16 protein-coding genes are annotated in these 20810 nt (G+C 31.1%); 9 read left to right on the top strand and 7 right to left on the bottom strand.

Features of this window, described 5'->3' with window-relative positions; all coding sequences use genetic code 11:
• Nucleotides 1–6: 6 nt before the first annotated feature.
• Complete coding sequence (locus P8K68_RS06830) at nucleotides 7–576, top strand: type 1 periplasmic binding fold superfamily protein (RefSeq protein WP_300248947.1); 570 nt, start codon at nucleotides 7–9, stop codon at nucleotides 574–576.
• Nucleotides 577–713: 137 nt separating this feature from the next.
• Complete coding sequence (locus P8K68_RS06825; protein WP_300248946.1) at nucleotides 714–1760, top strand: acyltransferase; 1047 nt, start codon at nucleotides 714–716, stop codon at nucleotides 1758–1760.
• Between the two features lie 97 nt (nucleotides 1761–1857).
• On the opposite strand, the gene guaB is transcribed toward P8K68_RS06825, so the two are convergent.
• Nucleotides 1858–3330, bottom strand: a complete 1473-nt coding sequence (gene guaB, locus P8K68_RS06820) for an IMP dehydrogenase (protein WP_300248945.1) — start codon at nucleotides 3328–3330, stop codon at nucleotides 1858–1860.
• Between the two features lie 364 nt (nucleotides 3331–3694).
• On the opposite strand from guaB, the gene P8K68_RS06815 reads away from it, so the two are divergent.
• The gene (locus tag P8K68_RS06815) at nucleotides 3695–5914 is read left to right on the top strand and encodes a TonB-dependent receptor (RefSeq protein WP_300248944.1); all 2220 of its coding nucleotides are present in this window, start codon (nucleotides 3695–3697) and stop codon (nucleotides 5912–5914) included.
• Nucleotides 5915–5967: 53 nt separating this feature from the next.
• Here P8K68_RS06815 and P8K68_RS06810 read toward each other — a convergent pair whose 3' ends face one another.
• Nucleotides 5968–6831, bottom strand: coding sequence for a hydroxymethylglutaryl-CoA lyase (locus P8K68_RS06810; protein ID WP_300248943.1), 864 nt, complete (start codon nucleotides 6829–6831; stop codon nucleotides 5968–5970).
• Nucleotides 6832–6942: 111 nt separating this feature from the next.
• Here P8K68_RS06810 and P8K68_RS06805 point away from each other — a divergent pair, with 111 nt between their 5' ends.
• Both P8K68_RS06805 and P8K68_RS06800 read left to right on the top strand, forming a co-directional pair.
• Nucleotides 6943–7872 (top strand): spondin domain-containing protein, encoded by a 930-nt coding sequence (locus P8K68_RS06805; RefSeq protein WP_300248942.1) that lies wholly within the window; start codon nucleotides 6943–6945, stop codon nucleotides 7870–7872.
• 139 nt (nucleotides 7873–8011) lie between these two features.
• Nucleotides 8012–9940, top strand: a complete 1929-nt coding sequence (locus P8K68_RS06800) for a T9SS type A sorting domain-containing protein (RefSeq protein WP_300248941.1) — start codon at nucleotides 8012–8014, stop codon at nucleotides 9938–9940.
• Here the strand turns inward: P8K68_RS06800 and P8K68_RS06795 are convergent, their stop codons facing one another.
• Nucleotides 9941–10972, bottom strand: a complete 1032-nt coding sequence (locus tag P8K68_RS06795) for a quinone-dependent dihydroorotate dehydrogenase (protein ID WP_300248940.1) — start codon at nucleotides 10970–10972, stop codon at nucleotides 9941–9943. It abuts the gene before it with no gap.
• 299 nt (nucleotides 10973–11271) lie between these two features.
• On the opposite strand from P8K68_RS06795, the gene pepT reads away from it, so the two are divergent.
• From pepT to rplS, 4 genes are all read left to right on the top strand, one after another.
• Complete coding sequence (gene pepT / locus P8K68_RS06790; protein WP_300248939.1) at nucleotides 11272–12516, top strand: peptidase T; 1245 nt, start codon at nucleotides 11272–11274, stop codon at nucleotides 12514–12516.
• Between the two features lie 120 nt (nucleotides 12517–12636).
• Nucleotides 12637–13425 carry an SGNH/GDSL hydrolase family protein gene (locus P8K68_RS06785; protein WP_300248938.1) on the top strand — a complete coding sequence of 263 codons (789 nt, stop codon included), beginning with the start codon at nucleotides 12637–12639 and terminating at the stop codon, nucleotides 13423–13425.
• A 192-nt stretch (nucleotides 13426–13617) separates the two neighbouring features.
• Nucleotides 13618–14295: a tRNA (guanosine(37)-N1)-methyltransferase TrmD gene (gene trmD, locus P8K68_RS06780; protein ID WP_300248937.1), complete on the top strand. Its 678-nt coding sequence runs from the start codon at nucleotides 13618–13620 to the stop codon at nucleotides 14293–14295.
• Nucleotides 14296–14747: 452 nt separating this feature from the next.
• Nucleotides 14748–15098, top strand: coding sequence for a 50S ribosomal protein L19 (gene rplS / locus P8K68_RS06775; RefSeq protein ID WP_300248936.1), 351 nt, complete (start codon nucleotides 14748–14750; stop codon nucleotides 15096–15098).
• Nucleotides 15099–15802: 704 nt separating this feature from the next.
• Here rplS and P8K68_RS06770 read toward each other — a convergent pair.
• The 4 genes from P8K68_RS06770 to P8K68_RS06755 all read right to left on the bottom strand — a co-directional run bounded on the left by P8K68_RS06770 (nucleotide 15803) and on the right by P8K68_RS06755 (nucleotide 20196).
• Nucleotides 15803–16219 carry a hypothetical protein gene (locus P8K68_RS06770; RefSeq protein ID WP_300248935.1) on the bottom strand — a complete coding sequence of 139 codons (417 nt, stop codon included), beginning with the start codon at nucleotides 16217–16219 and terminating at the stop codon, nucleotides 15803–15805.
• Complete coding sequence (locus P8K68_RS06765) at nucleotides 16197–16793, bottom strand: archaeosortase/exosortase family protein (RefSeq protein WP_300248934.1); 597 nt, start codon at nucleotides 16791–16793, stop codon at nucleotides 16197–16199. Before P8K68_RS06765 ends, P8K68_RS06770 begins: the two co-directional genes overlap by 23 nt.
• 397 nt (nucleotides 16794–17190) lie before the next feature.
• Nucleotides 17191–17394: a PID-CTERM protein-sorting domain-containing protein gene (locus P8K68_RS06760; protein ID WP_300248933.1), complete on the bottom strand. Its 204-nt coding sequence runs from the start codon at nucleotides 17392–17394 to the stop codon at nucleotides 17191–17193.
• 18 nt (nucleotides 17395–17412) lie between these two features.
• A complete protein-coding gene (locus tag P8K68_RS06755) occupies nucleotides 17413–20196 on the bottom strand; it encodes a T9SS type A sorting domain-containing protein (RefSeq protein ID WP_300248932.1) in 2784 nt (927 codons plus the stop codon).
• Nucleotides 20197–20810 lie beyond the last annotated feature (614 nt).

Below are 20810 nucleotides of genomic sequence, written 5' to 3'. Positions count from 1 at the left end.
CAAAGAATGAAAACTTTAAAAAATTTATCTATATTATTTATTTCAGCATTAGTATTCACAGCATGTTCAAACGATGACGACAACCCAGAACCTGTAAATGAAGAAGAGGTAATCACAACACTAACAGCTACTTTAACACCTGTTGGAGTAGGTCCTAGTATTATTTTACAAACAAGAGATTTAGATGGCGATGGACCAAATGACCCAGTGGTTTCTGAATCTGGAGCTTTAGCTGCTAACACGACTTATAATGGAACACTTGAGCTTTTAAATGAAACAGAATCACCTGCCGAATCTATAAATGTAGAAATTGAAGAAGAAGATGATGAGCATCAATTTTTCTTCCAAGTAACTAACAGCCTTGCAACTTTTGCTTATGAAGATTTTGATGGCGACAGTAACCCTGTTGGATTAGAATTTACAGTAACGACTGGTGCTGCAACAGGAACTGGAACATTAACAATTACTTTAAGACACGAACCTAATAAAAATGCCGCTGGAGTAAGTGATGGGGATATTACAAATGCTGGTGGCGAAACAGATATTCAAGCTGTTTTTAATATTACTGTAGAATAAACAGAAAACTATATTCTGTTTTTCAAATTATAAAAACGAGATGGTTTATATGTATATTTAAACAACATCTCGTTTTTTATTTAAATAAATTCTACTACATTAGTTTCTATCTATTTTTTAATAGTAAAAAAAATAATTTGAGAATTGAACAATTAACATTTACTAGGTTTATTGCAGCCATTTTAATTGTTGTTTTCCATTATGGAAGAGATACTTTTTTATTTAATAATGAATACATTTCATTTGTTTCTAGACAAGCAAATGTTGGTGTAAGTTATTTTTTTGTGCTTTCAGGGTTTGTTATGATTATTGCTTATGGTAATCGAAAGCATATATCTTTTTTAAGGTTTTTACAAAACAGACTCGCTAGAATTTATCCTGTTTATTTATTTGCAATTATTCTTGTTCTCTATGTTACAATTAACAATGATATAAATTTTAAAGACTTATCATTAAACTTAACTATGATACAATCTTGGTTTCCAGAAAAAGCAATGACTTTAAATAAACCGGGGTGGTCTTTATCTGTTGAGTTTTTCTTCTATATATTATTTCCCTTATTGATGAATCGCCTGTATTCAAAAACGAATTTTAAAACACTTACGTTATGGGTTGTCTCATTTTGGGTTATTAGTCAACTAATATTTCACCTTTTTGTTTTTAAAATCATAGAACTAACTTTTTATGACATGCAGGATATTTTTTATCATCCAATCATGCATTTCAATACATTTTTAATTGGAAATTTGGCAGGCTTATTCTTTTTGAAATATCAAAAAAAGTATACAAAAAATTTCCGTTTAGAAATCCTATTACTACTGAGGCTTTTAATAATTATTTTGAAATTTTCTTTAGGACTAAATTATCACAACGGTTTATTATCTATAATTTTTGCTCCATTAATCGTGTTAATTTCTTTTAACCATGATAGGATTACTAAAATAGTATCTCATAACTTATTTGTATTCTTAGGAGAAATAAGTTATGGAATTTACATTCTTCAATTTCCTATTTGGGCCATTTTATCAAACTATAGAATGAGAAAATATTTTGGAGTTAATCATGATGAAAACCCTTTAATTACTTTCACTGTGAGGTTGATTATATTGATTCTAATAGCTGGATTGAGTTATAATTATTTTGAAAAACCGTTACGAAATAAAATTAAAAGACTTAGGATATAATAATTAGCTAAATTACGCTTACTAGTTTAAAAACTATCAAACAAAAAGCTACACCAAATTAGTGTAGCTTTTTCATTTTATAATTTAAATCTAATAATTACCTAGAATAATTAGGAGACTCATTAGTAATAGTAACATCATGTGGGTGACTTTCGTTAATTCCGCTAGACGTAATTTTAACAAACTGCCCTGTTGCTTTTAGTGTTTCAATATCTTTGGCGCCACAATACCCCATTCCCGCTCTTAAACCACCAATAAACTGATGAATGCTTTCGTATAAATCGCCTTTGTAAGGCACACGACCAACAATTCCTTCTGGTACTAGTTTCTTAATATCGTCTTCCACATCTTGAAAATAACGGTCTTTACTACCCTCTTTCATAGCTTCAACAGAACCCATCCCTCGGTAGGATTTAAACTTTCTCCCTTCGTAAATAATCGTTTGTCCTGGAGATTCTTTTGTTCCTGCTAAAAGTGAGCCTAACATCACAGTATCTGCACCAGCGGCAAGAGCTTTAGGGATATCACCTGTATAACGAATACCTCCATCTGCAATTACAGGAACACCGGTGCCTTTTATGGCTGCTGATACTTCTAGCACTGCAGAAAATTGAGGAAACCCTACTCCTGCAATAACACGTGTTGTACATATAGAACCCGGACCAATACCCACTTTTACAGCATCGGCTCCTGCTTCAACTAAATATTTAGCTGCTGCACCTGTTGCAATATTCCCAACAATAACGTCTAATTCTGGGAATTTTGATTTAATATCTTTAAGAACATTAACTACGCCTTTTGTATGTCCGTGAGCCGTATCAATAACCACCGCATCTACACCTGATTTTACTAAAGCAGAAGCTCTTTCTACGGCATCAGCTGTTACTCCAATGGCTGCAGCAACTCGTAAACGTCCGTATTTATCTTTATTAGCATTTGGTTTTTGACTCAGCTTCGTAATATCTCTAAAAGTTATTAAGCCTGATAATTTAAAATTATCATCAACAATTAATAATTTTTCTATTTTATATTGTTGAAGTATCTTTTCAGCATCTTGTAAAGAAGTTCCAACGGCGGCAGTTACTAAGTTTTCACTTGTCATAACTTCTGTTATTGGTCGTTTATTATCGTGCTCAAAACGTAAATCGCGATTTGTTACAATACCCTTTAAAGTACCTTCATCATCAACAATAGGAATTCCACCAATACTATACTCTGCCATATATTTTTTGGCATGTTTTACTTTTGCAGTAAGCGGCAAGGTAACAGGGTCTATAATCATGCCGCTTTCAGCACGTTTTACTCTTTTAACTTTTTGTGCTTGAGCTTCTATAGACATATTTTTATGTAACACACCAATACCACCTTCTTGTGCCATGGCTATCGCCATTTTACTCTCAGTTACCGTATCCATAGCTGCGGATATAATAGGTACATTAATAGTTATGTTACGTGTAAATTTTGTTTGAATATTTACTTCTCTTGGAAGTACTTCAGAAAAAGCTGGAACTAATAAAACGTCATCGTAGGTTAATCCTTCTCCAACTATTTTGTTTTCGTGTGCAGTCATGTCGCAATTATAATATTAATTGCGTGCAAATATACAACTAAAATCTAAGTTTTAGTGTTAATATTTATATTGAGTAAATGTTGAATTAAATAATTTCTTTATTGTAAAACTCATTATAAATTATCACTAAAAAATACACGAATTGGTAATCTTAGTACTATAAAATTGCTGAGTGAAAATTTAAAATAAAGAATAGTTTTAGGTCTAACTGAATTTCAAAAAATATTTTTATTATCAGAAATATTTGACTTTCAAAACGTTATGTTTTTTTATTTATATTTATTCTAAATAAACTTTGTAAAAGTAAAATTCATTCATATTTTTACACTCGAAATAAATGTTATTTTTAATAAGTCTAAATAAAATGAGAACCAAAATTACTACAATTATCCTTCTATTTACTAGTGTTTTATTTGCACAAAAAAAAGAAAGTCTTAAGGATTCTATTCAGAAGCTTGATGAAGTTTTAATAAGTACCCAAGTCATTTTTGGAAATAAATATGAAGCAAAGAACAGAATGGGATCTTCGTATTACATTTCACCAAAAGAATTAGCAAAATTTAACCATACCGACATTAATCGTGTTTTAAGATCTGTTCCCGGCGTAAATATATATGAAGAGGATGGCTTTGGGTTAAGACCAAACATAAGTTTAAGAGGCACCTCTCCTGAGCGTAGTGCAAAAATATCTATTATGGAAGATGGTATTTTAATAGCTCCTGCCCCGTATAGTGCTCCTGCAGCTTATTATTTCCCTTCGGTGGCAAGAATGCAGGCTGTTGAGATTTTAAAAGGAAGTAGCCAAATTCAATATGGCCCATTTACAACTGGTGGTGCTATTAATCTAGTAAGTACGCAAATTCCAAATTCGTTTCAAGGTTCTTTAAAAACTAGTTATGGTAGTTTTAATACAGGACAAATTCATGCTAAAATTGGAGATAGTAAAACTAACCTAGGGTATACTGTCGAATTTTTAAATTTTAATTCTGATGGCTTTAAAAATCTACCTGACGGAAGTAATACGGGATTCGATAAAAATGATGTTGTTGCTAAGTTTAGAATGAACTCTAGTGCAAATGCTGCGATAAAACAAGCTGTAAATTTAAAATTTCAATACTCTGACGAAGTTTCAAACGAAACCTATCTAGGTTTATCTCAAAATGACTTTGAAATTAACCCTTTTTCTCGTTACGCAAGTTCACAAAACGATAAAATGACCAATGACCATATTCAAATTACTATTGGTCATGAACTAGAATTTTCAAAACAATTCAGAATAACAACAGATGCCTATTACAATGGTTTCTCAAGAAACTGGTACAAACTTAATGATGTTGTTTTCAATGGTGACAAAGTAGGAATTTCTTCTGTAGTTGCCAATCCTGACAACTATCTAAATCACTTCGCTATTGTGAATGGAACTGTAAATTCTGATCTAGACGCACTCATTCTTAAAGCAAATAACAGACGCTATAAATCTCAAGGTGTACAGACAAAAATAGATTATCATTGGTCTGGTGCAAATGTATTTCATGACTTAGAAATTGGTTTAAGATACCACTACGATGAAGAAGATCGTTTTCAATGGATAGATGGTTACAACATGATAAACGGTGAAATGAATCTGACTTCGAAAGGCACTCCTGGAAATGATGCTAATAGAATAAGTAGCGCAAAAGCTTTTGCAGGATCTGTACTTTACAAATTAAAATACAGTCAACTTACTCTAACTCCGGGTATTCGTTACGAAAATATCATACTTAATAGAGACGATTTCGGTAAAAATGACTCTAATAGAACTGGAACCGATTTAGTAACAAGAGAAAATAAAGTAGATGTTTTTATTCCTGGTATAGGTTTTAATTACAAATTCAATCCGTTTACTTCTTTGTATGGTGGGATACATAAAGGATTTTCTCCTCCAGGAAATTCAACAGGGCAAAAATCTGAAGAAAGTATCAACTACGAAATAGGCTCTCGATTTAATTTTAAAGGCTTAAGAGGAGATGTGGTTGCCTTTTACAACAACTATAGCAATCTACTTGGAAGTGATTTAGCGGCCACTGGCGGCACGGGTTCTTTAGACCAATTTAACGCTGGAGAAGTTGCCGTAAAAGGAATTGAGCTCCTTCTTAATTACGATTTACTTAGTAAAAATAATCAGTTTAATATACCAGTAACATTTGGCTATACCTTTACTGATACCGAGTTTTTAAATAGTTTTGGTAGTGACGATGATTTATGGGGAGAAGTATCTCGTGGTGATGAGCTCCCTTACATAGCAAAACATCAATTTAATACGTCAATTGCTTTAGAACACACATCGTTTGAATTAAATTTAAACGGGCGTCTTAATGGTGCGTTTAGAACCCTGGCAGGAACAGAAGATATTACCGTTGAAAATGGTGTAACTTCAAATTTTATTTTAGATTTTTCAGGTAAATACCATGTCAATAAATACTTAAGCATAACTGGAAATATCATCAATTTATTAGATGAAGCTTATGCCGTTTCAAGAGTACCTGCTGGATTGAGACCAGGACATCCATTTGGTGCTTACGCAGGTTTAGAATTAAGGTTTTAACAAAAACATATTTTTTATAGAAAAGAGCGCTGATTATTTTGGCGCTTTTTTATTTAGTGGTAGTTATTAAAAATCTTAGAAGCTTCATTATAAGCACTCTCGAAACTTAGTGCATTTAAACTATTATTTTTATTTGTTGTGAAGTATGATAATAGTTTTTCAGTAGGCATATTTCCTGTTAATTCGTCTTTTGCCATAGGGCAACCACCAAATCCTTGAATTGCCCCATCAAAGCGATGGCATCCAGCTTTGTAAGCAGCATCTACTTTTTCAAACCAGGTAGTTGGTGTTGTATGAAGGTGTGCTCCAAATTCTATATTTGGGTATTTCGGGATTAAGTTTGAAAATAAATAATCAATACTTTCTGAGTTTGATGTACCAACGGTATCACTAAGTGATAAAATTTTAACTCCCATATTGGCAAGTTTTTCTGTCCACTCGCCCACTATATCCACATTCCAAGGGTCGCCATAAGGATTTCCAAAACCCATTGAAATATAAACTACAACTTCTTTGTTGGTTTTATTTGCAATTTCTAAAATCTCAGAAAGCGTATCAACAGATTGCGCAATGGTTTTATGCGTATTACGCATTTGAAAATTCTCAGATATAGAAAATGGGTAACCTAAATAATCAATTGCTTGATGTTTACAAGCATCTTCGGCGCCTCTTGTATTGGCTATAATTGCTAAAAGCTTACTTGTCGTTTTACTCAAATCTAATTGTGATAAAACCTCAGCAGTGTCTACCATTTGAGGAATGGCTTTTGGCGACACAAAACTTCCAAAATCAATGGTATCAAAACCAACTCTTAGCAATGACTGAATATACTGTACTTTCTGCTCAGTAGGAATAAAATCCTTTATTCCCTGCATGGCGTCTCGTGGGCATTCAATTATTTTAATTGGTGTTGACATTGATTCTTCTAAGAAATTCAGTTCATAAAAATACTATTATTTTTATGAATGAAAGTATTATAAATTAATTGCGACTTAGAAATAGTTTGTTAATCTTCATGAGATAGAACTATGAAAAAAATTACTCTTATTTTATTCTATTTTATTTACGCTTTTGGTTTTAGTCAAAGTATAAGTAACTATGATATTTCAGTTACAACTATTTGGAATACTTCCAATCACACTTCTATCCCACCTGACCCACATTGGTCGCCTCTTGCTGGAGCTACTCATAAAAACCCAAATGATATTTTAGAATTTAATGTTACCGCTCCTTTAACTAATGGTATTAAGAATATTGCAGAAATTGGTAATACTTCAAATTTTATTAATGAAGTTAATCAAGCTATTACAGATGGAAGTGCAAATCAATATTTACAACAAAGTTTTTCTCCAAGAGCAGCTAACAATAGTATTGCAACATTAACCAATATTTTAGTGAGTGAAGATTTTCCTTTAATAACCTTAGTTTCAATGGTAGCTCCTAGCCCTGATTGGTTTATAGCTATTAATAGTTTAAATCTACGTTCTGGTAACAACGCCATAAATAATGGCTGGAAAGACACTTTTACAGTAGATGTTTTTGCTTATGATTCTGGAACAGATTCTGGAACAAACTATACTTCAAATAATTTAGTTTCATCTCCAAGATTGCCTATTTCTATAATATCAGGCTTTCCAATAAATGGAAATAGAATGGCTACTATTACGTTTACATACAATTCCTCAACATTAAGCACGGATAGTTTGGAATTTGTTAAAAAATTCAAACTATATCCTAATCCTTCTAACGGAAACATTACTATGTCAAACATTCAAAATATTAAACTAAAAAACATAGAAATTTTTAATGTTTTAGGAATGTTAGTAGAACAAATTAATGTGAGACAAAATTCTTCAAAAATAGACTTAGATTTATCTCAATTAAATAAAGGAATATACTTGCTAAAAGTCTTGGATAAAACTGGAATTATTGCTATTCGAAAACTTGTAATTGACTGATAATTATAGAGTTTTTAAGAATTATCAAAAAACATCTAACTTTATTGTTAAATAATCGAGTATTTTAACATTTTAACGTTTTTTTTATTCATGAGATTCATTTCGGTATACATTTGAGTATAAATATTTTTCACCCCAAATGAATATTTTAACCTACAGATTGAATCTCCTCTTGTTTTCGGTATTTTTATCGATGACTTCTTATTTGTTTTCTCAAAACATTCAAAATGCCAATTGCGGAAATATTACATCTTCAAAATCTATTGAATTTTACAAAAACATAAAGCCTCAACTTAAAAAATTTGAAGAAGATTTCTTCTCAATAAAATCTGCTAAAGGAGTAATTACTGGGCATGTTATAAACTCAGTACCTATTAAAGCTTATATTATTAGAAGTGCTGATGGTTCTGGCGGATTAAATATGCACGATCTTAATGATGCTATTTCTAATTTAAATTTAGTCTATGCTGATGCATATCTAGAATTTTTCTTATGTGACGGAGTTGAATATATTGATAATAACGACTTATGTGATTTTAAGAGAGGAGATGAAGAACGTCTTACTGAAACCAATTACGTTTCAGGGTTAATAAATATTTATTTTACAAATAATCTGCACAACGAATCAAACGAAAGTATTTGTGGTTATAGTGATAATATAGGAAGAAATGATATCGTTGTGATGAAAAATAGTTGTGCTACCAATATTTCTTCGCTTCCTCATGAATTAGGTCATTTTTTCTCTTTACTCCATACACACGGTGCTGATAATGATAGTTTAACTTCAGAATTAGTTGATGGTAGTAATTGTGATACTGATGGTGATGGTATTTGTGATACACCTGCAGATCCAAAGTTAAAAAGCACTACTGTTGATAGTTCTTGTATTTATACTGGGACAGAAACAGATGCCAATGGAGATACTTTTACTCCAGACACAAATAACATGATGTCGTATTCAAGAAAAGAATGTAGAACATCTTTTACAGAGCAGCAATTAGCTAGAATGTATGCGTTTTACATGACCACCAAAAACTATTTATCATGCCCCGATTTTAATGCTAATATCGTGGTAAATGAAAGTGAAACTTGTGAAGAATCCTTAACTGTTGATTTTCAAAGCTTAAGTGATAATATTACTGATTGGCAATGGGATGTTGATGGTGATGGGGTAATTGATTATACCACTCAGAATCCAACACATACTTTTGAAGCCGGAATTTTTGATGTCATACTTACCGTATCAAACAAGTCTAAAACAATCACTAAAAAATTTGTTAATTTTATTAAAGTTGGCACCTATATAGACCTCTTAGATGAAGATTTTGAAAATTTCAATTTATTAGATAAACACGGTTGGACAACTAACGATGTTACAGGACATGGTTATCATTGGTATACAAATCTTGGAGACACAAAATCTGGCGCAACAGGCCCTACTAATCATAAAAATCCAAAAGAAGAATTAAACACGTATATTTATGCTGAGGCGTCTGGTGCGCAACCTGGAGATATTACCGAGCTTATTTCTCCTTGTATAAATGTAAGCTACCAGAACAGCGAATTGGAATTTTCTTATCATATGTTCGGAAAAGACATTGGGGAATTGCATGTTGATATAAAAACAGAATCTGGTTACATAAATGATGTTATTCAACCATTAAGTAGAAGACAACAGATCAATCAAGATGATGACTTTATTGTAAAAACAATTAATTTATCATCTTATACAAATGAAACTATAAAAATTCGATTTAGAGCCGTAAGAGGAAATGGTTGGGAAGGTGATATTGCTATTGATAATATTTTTGTAAAAACAATTTCTACACCTATATCTGATGATATTTTTAAAGTGTATCCAAACCCTATTAAGGGTGATATTCTTTATGTTAAAAATATTGATGTAGAAACTGTTTCAAACTATCAAATTTCTAATATGGTTGGTCAACCCTTCATATCTGGAATCTTAACAAACAGCTCAATTGACTTTAGTAATTTACCTTCAGGAAGTTATTTGCTTACTTTAACTAATGGCAAAAGAATTGTGGTAAAAAAGATTATTAAATAGTTACTTATTTAGTATCGCTTTATTTATAGATTTTATAAGACTTGGTCCTTCATAAATAAATCCCGTATAAATTTGAACTAAATCTGCACCAGCATCTAATTTTTCTAGAGCATCTTTTGCAGAATGAATACCTCCTACACCTATTATTGGAAATGCTTTATTGCTTTTATCCGAAAGATATTTTATAACCTGAGTACTTTTTTCTTTAATAGGTTGCCCACTTAAACCACCATTTCCAATCTCCTCTAATTTTTCAGTTGTAGCTTTTAGCCCTGTTCTATCTGTAGACGTATTGCTTGCAATAACCCCATCAAGATTGGTGTCTTTTACAAGTTCAATAATTTCATCTAATTGATTAGTATTTAAATCTGGTGCTATTTTTAAAAGAATGGGCTTCTGTTTTATAAAAGTCTTGTTTGCGTTTTGAACCGCTACTATCAACTCTTCTAAATAATCCTTATCATTTAATTTAGCATGGCTTCCCACATTTGGACAACTCACATTCAATACAAAATAATCAACATAGTCATGTAATGCATTAAAACACTCTAAATAATCTGTGGTATAATCTTCTGGCTTGGTACTAGTATTTTTACCAATATTTCCACCAATAATCAATTTACCTTTATTCTTTTTAAGTTCGTTTATAGCGGCATCTAAGCCTTCGTTATTAAAACCCATGCGATTAATAATCCCTTGGTCATCTTTTAACCTGAATAATCTTTGTTTAGGATTTCCAGCTTGTCCTTTTGGAGTTACTGTTCCTATTTCAACAAAACCGAAACCAAAATTTGCCAGTTCATTATATAACACTGCGTTTTTATCAAATCCGGCTGCTAACCCTACAGGGTTTTTAAATGTGAGGCCGAATAATTTTCGTTCTAATCGCTTATCTTCAAGCACATATAAACTTCTAAACAAATTTTTAAATCCAGGAATTTTTGAGGTGAATTTTACTAGTGAAAATGTGAAATGATGAATTTTTTCAGGGTCGAAAGAAAAAAATAGTGGGCGAAGTAGTAATTTGTACATCAATATAATTTAATGCAAAAATAAGTTGAAATACTGTAATACCAAATGAATTTTAAAATGATTAACAATAAATTAGAATTATATTTTCTTTAGATAAACTAAAAAATATAAGCATAGCTTTAGTTACGGTTCTATTTTTTATTGAAATATAAAGGAAATAGAAACGAATTTAGTTGATTATTTTGAAGTTTATTTGATATAATTAAAAAATTGATATGGACTTACTTATTCAGGCTTAATAATTGTAAATTAGAGCAATAATAGATATCTATTTAGACACTTAAAAAAAAATTATTTAAATGATTTCAAAAGAACACATTATAAAACGTTTTATAAGTTACGTAACTATAGATACCGAATCAGACCCTAATTCAGAAACTACACCAAGCACAGAAAAACAATGGGTTTTAGCCAATAAGCTTGTTGAAGAACTCAAAGCTATTGGAATGCAAGAAGTTAGTATTGATGATAATGCTTATATCATGGCAACTTTACGGAGTAATGTAGAATATGAGGTCCCAACTATTGGTTTTATCTCACATTTTGACACCTCGCCAGACTTTACAGGAGCTAACGTTAAACCTCAAATTATCGAGAATTATAATGGTAAAGATATTATTTTGAACAAAGCAGAAGATATCGTGTTATCTCCTGATTATTTTGAAGATTTATTGCTCTATAAAGGTCAGACATTAATCACTACAGATGGCACGACACTTTTAGGGGCAGATGATAAAGCAGGTATATGTGAAATTGTTTCTGCCATGGAATATTTAATTAAACGTCCAGAAATTAAGCACGGAACCATTAAAGTAGGTTTTACGCCAGATGAAGAAATTGGAAGAGGTGCGCATAAATTTGATGTTCAAAAATTTGGAGCAGATTGGGCTTACACTATGGATGGTAGTCAAATTGGAGAATTAGAATACGAAAATTTTAATGCTGCAAGTACTCTTGTTAAAATAAAAGGAAAAATAGTGCATCCAGGCTATGCGAAAGATAAAATGATAAACTCCATGTATATTGCCACAGAGTTTATTAACTCTTTACCCCGATTGGAAACTCCAGAACATACCGAAGGCTATCAAGGGTTTTTCCATTTACATGATATAAAAGGAAATGTTGAAGAAACCACTTTACAATACATTATTCGCGACCATGATATTGGGCATTTTGAAGCTCGCAAAGAAGTTATGGTAAAACTGACTAACGAACTTAATAGTCAATATGATAAAGAGGTAATTACTATCGAAATTAAAGATCAATACTTTAATATGCGTGAGCAAGTAGAACCTGTAATGCATATTGTTGATATTGCCGAAGAAGCGATGAAGCAACTCGAAATAAAACCAATAATAAAACCTATTCGAGGTGGAACAGATGGTTCTCAATTAAGTTATATGGGATTGCCATGCCCTAATATTTTTGCTGGCGGACATAACTTTCATGGGCGTTATGAGTATGTTCCTGTGGAAAGTATGATTAAAGCTACTGAGGTGATTTGTAAGATTGCGGAGTTGGTGGCTTTGAAGCATAAGAGGTGATTTAGGGAATTGCTTTTACAGAAAAACCTATTAATTAATTCCAACATTAAGTGTGAAATTTTTAATGATTCTCATATCATTTCTTAAGTATGAATTAAAAACTAAGCAACGATTAAAACAATGAGAGAAAAAATTAAAAAAGGATTATTAACCATAGTTGCTGTTTTTATCTTTGCTACTTCATATTATTTAATAGACCGATTTTCTTTTGAAAAAGAATTTCCATATTATGAGGTTATTGTTAATAATAAAGATTTTTTTTCAATTGGAGTTATTGGAGATAGTTGGGTTGCAAGAAAAAAACTAGATACCTTATTACATGAAGGATTATTAGAAAAAGGGATAAATAATAAAATAATATCAAGTGGCCAACCAAGTGCCCGAAGTAAATTGATATATCAAAATATGTTTAAAGACAGTACCAATAAGTATTCGTCTAAGTTTTTAATAAAAAAACATCCTGATTATTGTATTGTTATTGCCGGGGTAAATGATGCAATAGGACAAATCGGAGCAAATTTTTATTCTCATCATATGATTCTGATTATTAAAAACTTACTGTATTATAATATAAAACCTGTAATTGTAGAACTTCCTGAATTTGGCATCGTGGAACATATAAATAACAAGAATACCTTTAACAGAATGCGATATATAATATCCTCAAAGTTCAACAATAAAGGAGAAATTGATAATATTAAAACATATAGAAAAAATTTGAATAAGCTACTAATGGAAGAAATACTGAATGATAAAATTATATTTATTGACTTCGATAACATTTGTTCTAATTATGAAGATTGTAAAGATATTTTTAAAAAAGACGGTGCTCATTTAAACGAAGAGGGTAATAAATTATTAAGTGAGAATATTGTAAATGTATTAACAAAACAAATATTAATGCGCTAACATTTATTCGAAGCTAAAGATATCTTTTATCAATAGTTATTTTGACGTTTTTTAACCAATGAATAATATTTAAGATCTTAAAAAAAATGACAATAAATCAATTTCGTTTATAATGCTTTAAATTTTAGCTTTGTATTACTAACCTTAAAATCCCAAACAATTAAATTATCTTTGCTACTATAATTACTTATCATGCGCATAGATATAATCACCGTTTTACCAGAATTACTAAAAAGTCCGTTTGAAGCGTCTATTTTAAAACGTGCTATTGAAGCAGGTTTGGTAGAAGTTCATTTTCATAATTTAAGAGATTACACCTCAGATAGGTACAAATCTATAGACGGCACACAATTTGGGGGTGGTGCAGGCATGGTCATGATGGTAGAACCTATTGATAAATGTATTTCGGCTTTAAAATCAGAGCGTAATTATGATGAAGTCATTTATATGACTCCGGATGGCGAAACTTTAAAGCAAGGGATTGCCAACCAATTATCTTTAAAAGAAAATATTATTATTTTATGTGGCCATTATAAAGGTGTAGACCAACGGGTTCGCGACCATTTTATAACCCGAGAAATATCTATTGGCGATTATGTATTATCTGGCGGCGAATTAGGAGCAGCCGTACTTTGTGATGCTATAATTAGATTAATACCTGGTGTACTAGGAAATGAAACCTCTGCCCTAACCGACTCGTTTCAAGATGGTTTATTAGCACCCCCTATTTACACAAAACCCCGAGAATATAAAGGTTGGAAAGTACCCGAATTATTATTTGGTGGCAACTTTCCTGAAATTGAAAGATGGCGTGAAGAGCAAGCGTATTTAAGAACTAAAGAACGACGTCCTGATTTGTTGGAGGATTAATTGTACGTCATCGCGAGTAACGAAGCAATCTTTTTAATTGTAGTACCTTTTGTGAGATTACTTCGTCATTCTTCATCGTAATGACATTATTTGGTTAACTTTTTTGTTGAAATTGACACGATATCTGCTAATAAGTCTGTGTTAAGGATAGAAGCGGCATCCTTTTTTAAAATAATTAATACAAACTTTAATTTAAAACATACAGTTAACTGATAGGCACGTCCTCTGTCCTCGCTATGACGTATAAAAAAGATATAGCGGATAGCCTGACTTTTTGCTTTACTTAAACTTGAAATAACTTCTAAATTTTCAAGCAAAAAGAAACACCAAAAAAATATAAGTAAAACGTTGCAGATTATTAATTAATAGTTATTTTTGCACCCAATTTCGGGTTAACCTCTGGCGAGAATCGTGAATGTTGTTCTGAATTAATTATAATTAAATTTAAAGATATGGAATCTTTAGTAAAATTTGTACAAGACGAATTTGTAACAAGAAAAGATTTACCAGAATTTGCTGCTGGTGATACCATTACAGTATTCTACGAAATTAAAGAGGGTAGCAAAACGCGTACTCAGTTTTTTAGAGGAACAGTAATACAAAGAAGAGGATCTGGAGCTTCAGAAACTTTTACAATTAGAAAAATGTCAGGATCTGTTGGTGTAGAGCGTATCTTCCCTGTTAATTTACCTGCATTACAAAAAATAGAAGTTAACAAACGTGGTAAAGTACGTAGAGCACGTATATTCTACTTTAGAGGCCTTACTGGTAAAAAAGCTAGAATTACTGAGCGTAGACGTTAATAACAATACATCTGCAATTGTAGTATTTAAAAGCCTTGAGACCTCTCAAGGCTTTTTTTACTAACAGATGTTAATAAGTGCGGTTTATAAGTGGTTGATATCTAACACCTTAAAAAATTGTTTTTTTTGAATTTTGATGGTACATTTATTGAGGAATTAATAACAGTTTTATCTGGTTCCGCTTCAACAACGGATTTGTATTTTTTCTAAATAAGGTAACGTTCTTTATATAATTGTTTTTGAGGTTTTATTGCGAAACGTGTGAGCGTGAAACGTCAATAAACCATGATATTATTAAAATTATCACATGTGCAAACAGATGAGATTTTTTTTAATTGAAAGCTTAAAAATCAACCGTAACGAAAGTTACTGTTGTTATGAGAGCAATGCTTTTAGTAATTTTTTACTTAAAAGGTAAAGAGGGAGCTAAAAGGCATCAAAAAAACAATTAACAGAAACATAGCAGTAATAGGTCAATACATTTTGAAAATTACAATTATGTTTCATTGAAATAACAAAAGCTTGAACTGAAACAGTTTAGATGAAAATTTTAAACAATCATGAGTAGTAATACTTATTAGGTCACGTAATGTTATTTCAAAAAAAGCCATATCAAAGTAGATTAAGTTCTGCAGGGATATGGCTTTTGTTTTTTATTAAATTATCACTCACACTAACTATATAATTCAAAGTCAAACATTATCTCAAACATTTTTACTCATGCTCGTTTTATTTAAACTTTTGTTTAGTAAGCCCATAGCAACATATAAACCAGGTGATATTAATATTTCCTGAATGGAATTAACAAATACTTTTAAACTTAAGGAGAGATCAGCAACCAACCAATCAAATAAGCCTAAGGAAGCTATAATACATAACCCTGAAATATGAATAATATGCCAAATAGAAGACATCCATGTATCCTTAAGTTTTCCAAGGTGAAAAGTTCCAACTAAATAGATAACTATGGTGATTAAAAACCTAATAACATGTTTTATTTTTCTTGGTATAAAAAGAGAATTATTATTTTCTGCAAAAAAAATATAATAGCAAGAATAAATAATGATAATAAAAATAAGGCCCGATATAAAACGAATCTTATCTGATTTGTATAGTTTCATTTTTTAAATGAATTTTTCGAGCATATACCATCCACATTAAAAAAGTAGCAGTATAAACCGTGGCTTTAAACAAATAATGATGAGCGAAGTCAAAATAGGCATGAAAATATTCTCGTAAATAAATTAAGCCCATACATCTGCTTATATTAATCACATCAATAATAATTACACCAAGAATAATATAAAGGACTTTACGCCAAAATCCAGAAGGCATACAAACAATGAAACCAATATACAAAATCATTAATTCCAACCCATTACAAGAATCGGCTATATTTAAAACCAATTTGTTATTGTGGTATATTTGAGAGGCTTCACGTTTCTTTAATTCACCTTCATAAATTGAACTTGTTATCCGCCTTTTTGAAATAAAGCCATTCATGGAACTCAAACTATTTAAAGATTTAGTGGAGGCTTCTCCAACGTGAGTTGTTAATGGATAGTCAATAAATTTTGAATCATATAAAAAAATAACATAAATAAATTTCCATACAAAAAAAAACAATAATGCTTTTCCTAAAAATAGCTTTATTGGCAAGGGAATAGTATTTATTAGTGATTTAAATTTAATCATTTTTTATCGTAATACAATTTTTTATTCCAAATGCTGCAGGATATATAACATTAAGATGCTATAGTTTTTTAAAAGGCTTTTAAGCCGAAAAATAAATTATCAGATTGAAATTTCTCGAATATCAAATAAAAAAATCAATAATTAATAAAATTTCGACAACACGAAAGAATGTAATGCCAATCTGTTTAAAAGGATAAGATTGATCTACAAAAAAGCACAAATTTACAAGTCGTGAAGATTTTTATTTTTTGCAAATTGGGATTTTATTTATAATAATTCAATTTATCAAGGATTTTATAAACATACTAGAGTAATGTGGTTTGCATATTCTTTTACACTAAAAAAAACAAGGCTTCTCCTGAGAAAAGCCTTATTATTAGTGAGATTTTATTCTTGATTAAAGTTCCTCATTTTTATTTTGGCGTAATTTTTTAACTCCATAAGCCGCAGCTCCTACTATTAGAACAGCAAGTCCTCCATCCAATGGTACGTCAACTACATTATCATCAAATCCTCCTGGACCTTGTGCCATTACGCTAGTTGTAAATACAAAAGCAAAAACTGTAACAATTGTTTTAATGGTTTTAATTGAATTTTTCATTTTTTTAAATTTTTTAAATTAGTTAATAATCAATTTTTTGGTAGTTGTTGAACCTCTAGAAGAAAGCTTTACAAAATAGACACCAACGTTTTTAATAAAGCTTGTATTAACTGATACTTTATTTCCTGTTGATAAATCTTTTGTTTGAAATACTCTCGCACCCAAAGCGTTATAAATAGTTACTTCTAAATCATTAATCCCCTGAGGAATGTTTAAATAGATGTTACCTGTATTTGTAGGATTTGGATATAATAGTATCTCATTTAAATCTTTATTTGTAACAGATAATGTTTTTTCAAAAATAATTTTAAATCTATCACCGGCAAAAGAGGCTGGAATACTAGGATTTATGGTATACGCATAAGTTATCATACCATTTTGAGCTATTTCTGTAGTCTCGTTTAAATAAGTATCTAATAATAAAGGAATATCACCCTTTAAAGCTTGAGCATTAGCCTCTAATACATAATCTGTATTTCTATAGGTGTTAATTTCTAATTGAATTTCATCTGGAATAAAAGGCGTAGCTCTGCTCTCTATACTTAATAAATTACCATTATTATTAGTTGCCAAGTTTTCATCCAAGTTTGTAAAATCAGGAGCATCAAAAGCATCTACGTCATTATTTCCTGCATCATCGAAATAAACGGACACACCATCTGCAGGTGTCATGTTTGCTATATAAGCACTACTTTCATATAGCTTTATACTTAATTGAGCTCTACTACTACTTGCTGATTTGTTGCTAGTTGATCTAAACACCTTGGTTTCTAGTTCAGATGAGTTTTTGCTAGCTTGAGTAAAAGTTACAGAAGCAGCACTTTCGGTATTAGTTTGTACAAAGCATGCTTGACCAGCCTGTAAAAATTGATTTTGTTCTCCTGCAGTTGGATTTGCTACAGGATTGAAAAAATCAACTGTAACATAAGCACCTCTTATTCCTAAGGTTGGATCCCACACCCAATAAAACACTGGAATAACATTATTACTATTATTTTGTAATACCGTTTTCATATCTACTTGAGCCTGAAACGGATTTCCTATAAAACTAAAACCATCAGCTGTTGCATTTAATGCAAAAGTACTTGACCCAGCATTTTCAGCAGTTAATGCTCCTTTTGACACTAACGTAGTTGGTGTTGCAGGGGGTGCATTGTTGTTTAAATCGATAGTTCTATCACCTCTTACCATTAAACGGTATGGTGTACCTGAGGTTAAATTGGTAGCATCCGTATTTGGAATTGCGTTCCATGTTTGAGCCACATTATCATAAGTAAACATAGATGGGTTACCTGTTACAGTACCATCAAATCCATTCTCCCCATCTGTAGTAGACCCTGTAATGTGCGTATCCTTTTGCCAGTTGTTTAAAATAAAATCACTAGTGGTTACGGCTGTACTTAAAAAGCGAAAAGCTCTTTTTGCAGGAATATAGCGTTCCACTGTAAAATCGCCTGTAAAATCGCCCGTACCAGCACCTAAATAGGCTGTTCCAGAAGGATCAGATTCAAAAGTAACCGTACCGCCTGTCGCAACTTCAACTGTTCCATTATTAGTAAGTACTGCATTTGGATTAACTGTTAGAGAAGCACCACTTTCAATAGTTACATTTGAACATGTACCTACAAATAAGTTTTGTCCTGAAGTTAAAACAGGGTAATTTGTCAAGCCTGTCGGGATATTGATATTAGTATTTAGTGATAAACTAGGTGCATTATTATTTTCCCAGTTTCCAGCATTAGTCCAATCTGTATTGGTGACTCCTGTCCACATTACGGTACTATCAGCAATTCCGATTACCGTAACATTTTGTGGTAATATTAATTCGCCAATGCCATTAGCGGTAACAAAAGACCAATTCACTATATAATCTCCTGCTTCTGCATATTCTGTTGGGTCAGTTGTTGTAGCAACAATAGTACCACTGCAAATATCCCAAGCTTCTGGTGCTTCTAAAGACACTGTACAGTTTTCCGTAATACTAGGGACTTCTATAGCTTCCGGAACACATTTGTAAACTTCTATGTTTCTCATACAAGATTCGTAAGCATCACTTAAAGAAGCGTAACTAGTAACAAAATTTAAAGCTACTCCTAAAGTTAGATTACTAACATCAAATTGACTTAAATCCAATTCTTCTTGTTCAAAATTAATTACACTATTATTTACGGCTAAAACTAAAGTTCCGTTTAAATAAAGAAATCCTCCTATGCCAAGAAAATGCCTAACCTCAACAGTATGCCACTGATTTAATGGTACACTAACATCTGCATATAGTATATCTCCATTAGCTAATAAAACACCTATTTGTTCTGAAATGTAATTATAGACTAAACCTAAATAGTTAAGATATGGATCGTTATCCAAAACAACAACTTCATCAGGGTTAGCATCTTCAGGTGGGGAATATGACAATTTAAATTCTAGTTTTAGCCCAAAATTATTTGGATCGAAATTGTCCTCTACTGGAGTGAAATCAAAACTATCTATGACACTTAAAAGATCTGGATCTGCTAAAGCTCCTTCCAAATCACCAAAATTTTCTATGATACTGCTATCTAAACAAAGGCCATTAGTACTTGAAATGTTTATTCCTGGTAAAATCTCTGTATTATTGTTACCTGTTGCATCACTTAAATCCGTTAATGGATAAGTAGCAATAACCTCTTTTAAAAAAGGAGTAAAATCAGTTCCTTCACAAAGATCATCTAATCTTATGCCTTGGGCACTTACCATAAAGGACATTAATAGGGTAGGTATAAAGCACCAACGCTTTAAAAAAAATGTAGTTTTTGTTTTCATAATAAAATAATTGTTTTAGTCTTTATATAAGGCGTGAACTTGTTGATAATTGAATATTGAGACGTAATTTTTTAATCATATTTTTTGGTTAGATTAATAGCAATTATAAAATAATACATAGCAGAAAGGAATCTTGTTTTATTTTTACTTATGATGCAAAAAAGTAAAGATTTAATAATTTAAGAGTAGACTTTGGGCGGTCTGATACTTAATAGATTAAAAAAATCTATTTTTATTTTCTAATAATCTACTAACGAAAATGATATAAATTTCCAACACTATTTTTTTTTTTCGATAAAACGTATATAAATCCTAATAAAGAGTCATATTATTAGTATTACTATAATGAAAATGAGTTGCTATTTATATTAAAAGACAGTTATTTATAAAATAAACTTTACTTATAAAAATTCATAGTATCCAAACACACCCAAACATTTTTAGCGAGCATAGATTAAATATTTTTTACTATATTTTATCAATAGCGTCCTAAACGTTTAATAAAAGAGAAAGGGAAATTTGTTCCGCAAAGTTATCTTTGTGGTGCAACACAAAAAACACCTTTCTCCTATGACAAATATAACTTTGTTTTCTCAGATAATTTCAAAATTAGA

The sequence above is a fragment of the Algibacter sp. genome (assembly GCF_029245835.1).
Lineage (GTDB): Bacteria > Bacteroidota > Bacteroidia > Flavobacteriales > Flavobacteriaceae > Algibacter_B.
The sequence above is the reverse complement of the archived record's forward strand: the minus strand, read 5'-3'. Positions and strand labels throughout refer to the sequence as shown.

Bases quoted from the DNA above. Each gene is read 5' to 3' on its own strand.
- P8K68_RS06830 (WP_300248947.1), top strand. From the start codon at position 7: ATGAAAACTTTAAAAAATTTATCTATATTATTTATTTCAGCATTAGTA.
- guaB (WP_300248945.1), bottom strand. From the start codon at position 3,330: ATGACTGCACACGAAAACAAAATAGTTGGAGAAGGATTAACCTACGAT.
- P8K68_RS06815 (WP_300248944.1), top strand. From the start codon at position 3,695: ATGAGAACCAAAATTACTACAATTATCCTTCTATTTACTAGTGTTTTA.
- P8K68_RS06810 (WP_300248943.1), bottom strand. From the start codon at position 6,831: ATGTCAACACCAATTAAAATAATTGAATGCCCACGAGACGCCATGCAG.
- P8K68_RS06805 (WP_300248942.1), top strand. From the start codon at position 6,943: ATGAAAAAAATTACTCTTATTTTATTCTATTTTATTTACGCTTTTGGT.
- P8K68_RS06800 (WP_300248941.1), top strand. From the start codon at position 8,012: ATGAATATTTTAACCTACAGATTGAATCTCCTCTTGTTTTCGGTATTT.
- P8K68_RS06795 (WP_300248940.1), bottom strand. From the start codon at position 10,972: ATGTACAAATTACTACTTCGCCCACTATTTTTTTCTTTCGACCCTGAA.
- pepT (WP_300248939.1), top strand. From the start codon at position 11,272: ATGATTTCAAAAGAACACATTATAAAACGTTTTATAAGTTACGTAACT.
- P8K68_RS06785 (WP_300248938.1), top strand. From the start codon at position 12,637: ATGAGAGAAAAAATTAAAAAAGGATTATTAACCATAGTTGCTGTTTTT.
- trmD (WP_300248937.1), top strand. From the start codon at position 13,618: ATGCGCATAGATATAATCACCGTTTTACCAGAATTACTAAAAAGTCCG.
- rplS (WP_300248936.1), top strand. From the start codon at position 14,748: ATGGAATCTTTAGTAAAATTTGTACAAGACGAATTTGTAACAAGAAAA.
- P8K68_RS06770 (WP_300248935.1), bottom strand. From the start codon at position 16,219: ATGAAACTATACAAATCAGATAAGATTCGTTTTATATCGGGCCTTATT.
- P8K68_RS06765 (WP_300248934.1), bottom strand. From the start codon at position 16,793: ATGATTAAATTTAAATCACTAATAAATACTATTCCCTTGCCAATAAAG.
- P8K68_RS06760 (WP_300248933.1), bottom strand. From the start codon at position 17,394: ATGAAAAATTCAATTAAAACCATTAAAACAATTGTTACAGTTTTTGCT.
- P8K68_RS06755 (WP_300248932.1), bottom strand. From the start codon at position 20,196: ATGAAAACAAAAACTACATTTTTTTTAAAGCGTTGGTGCTTTATACCT.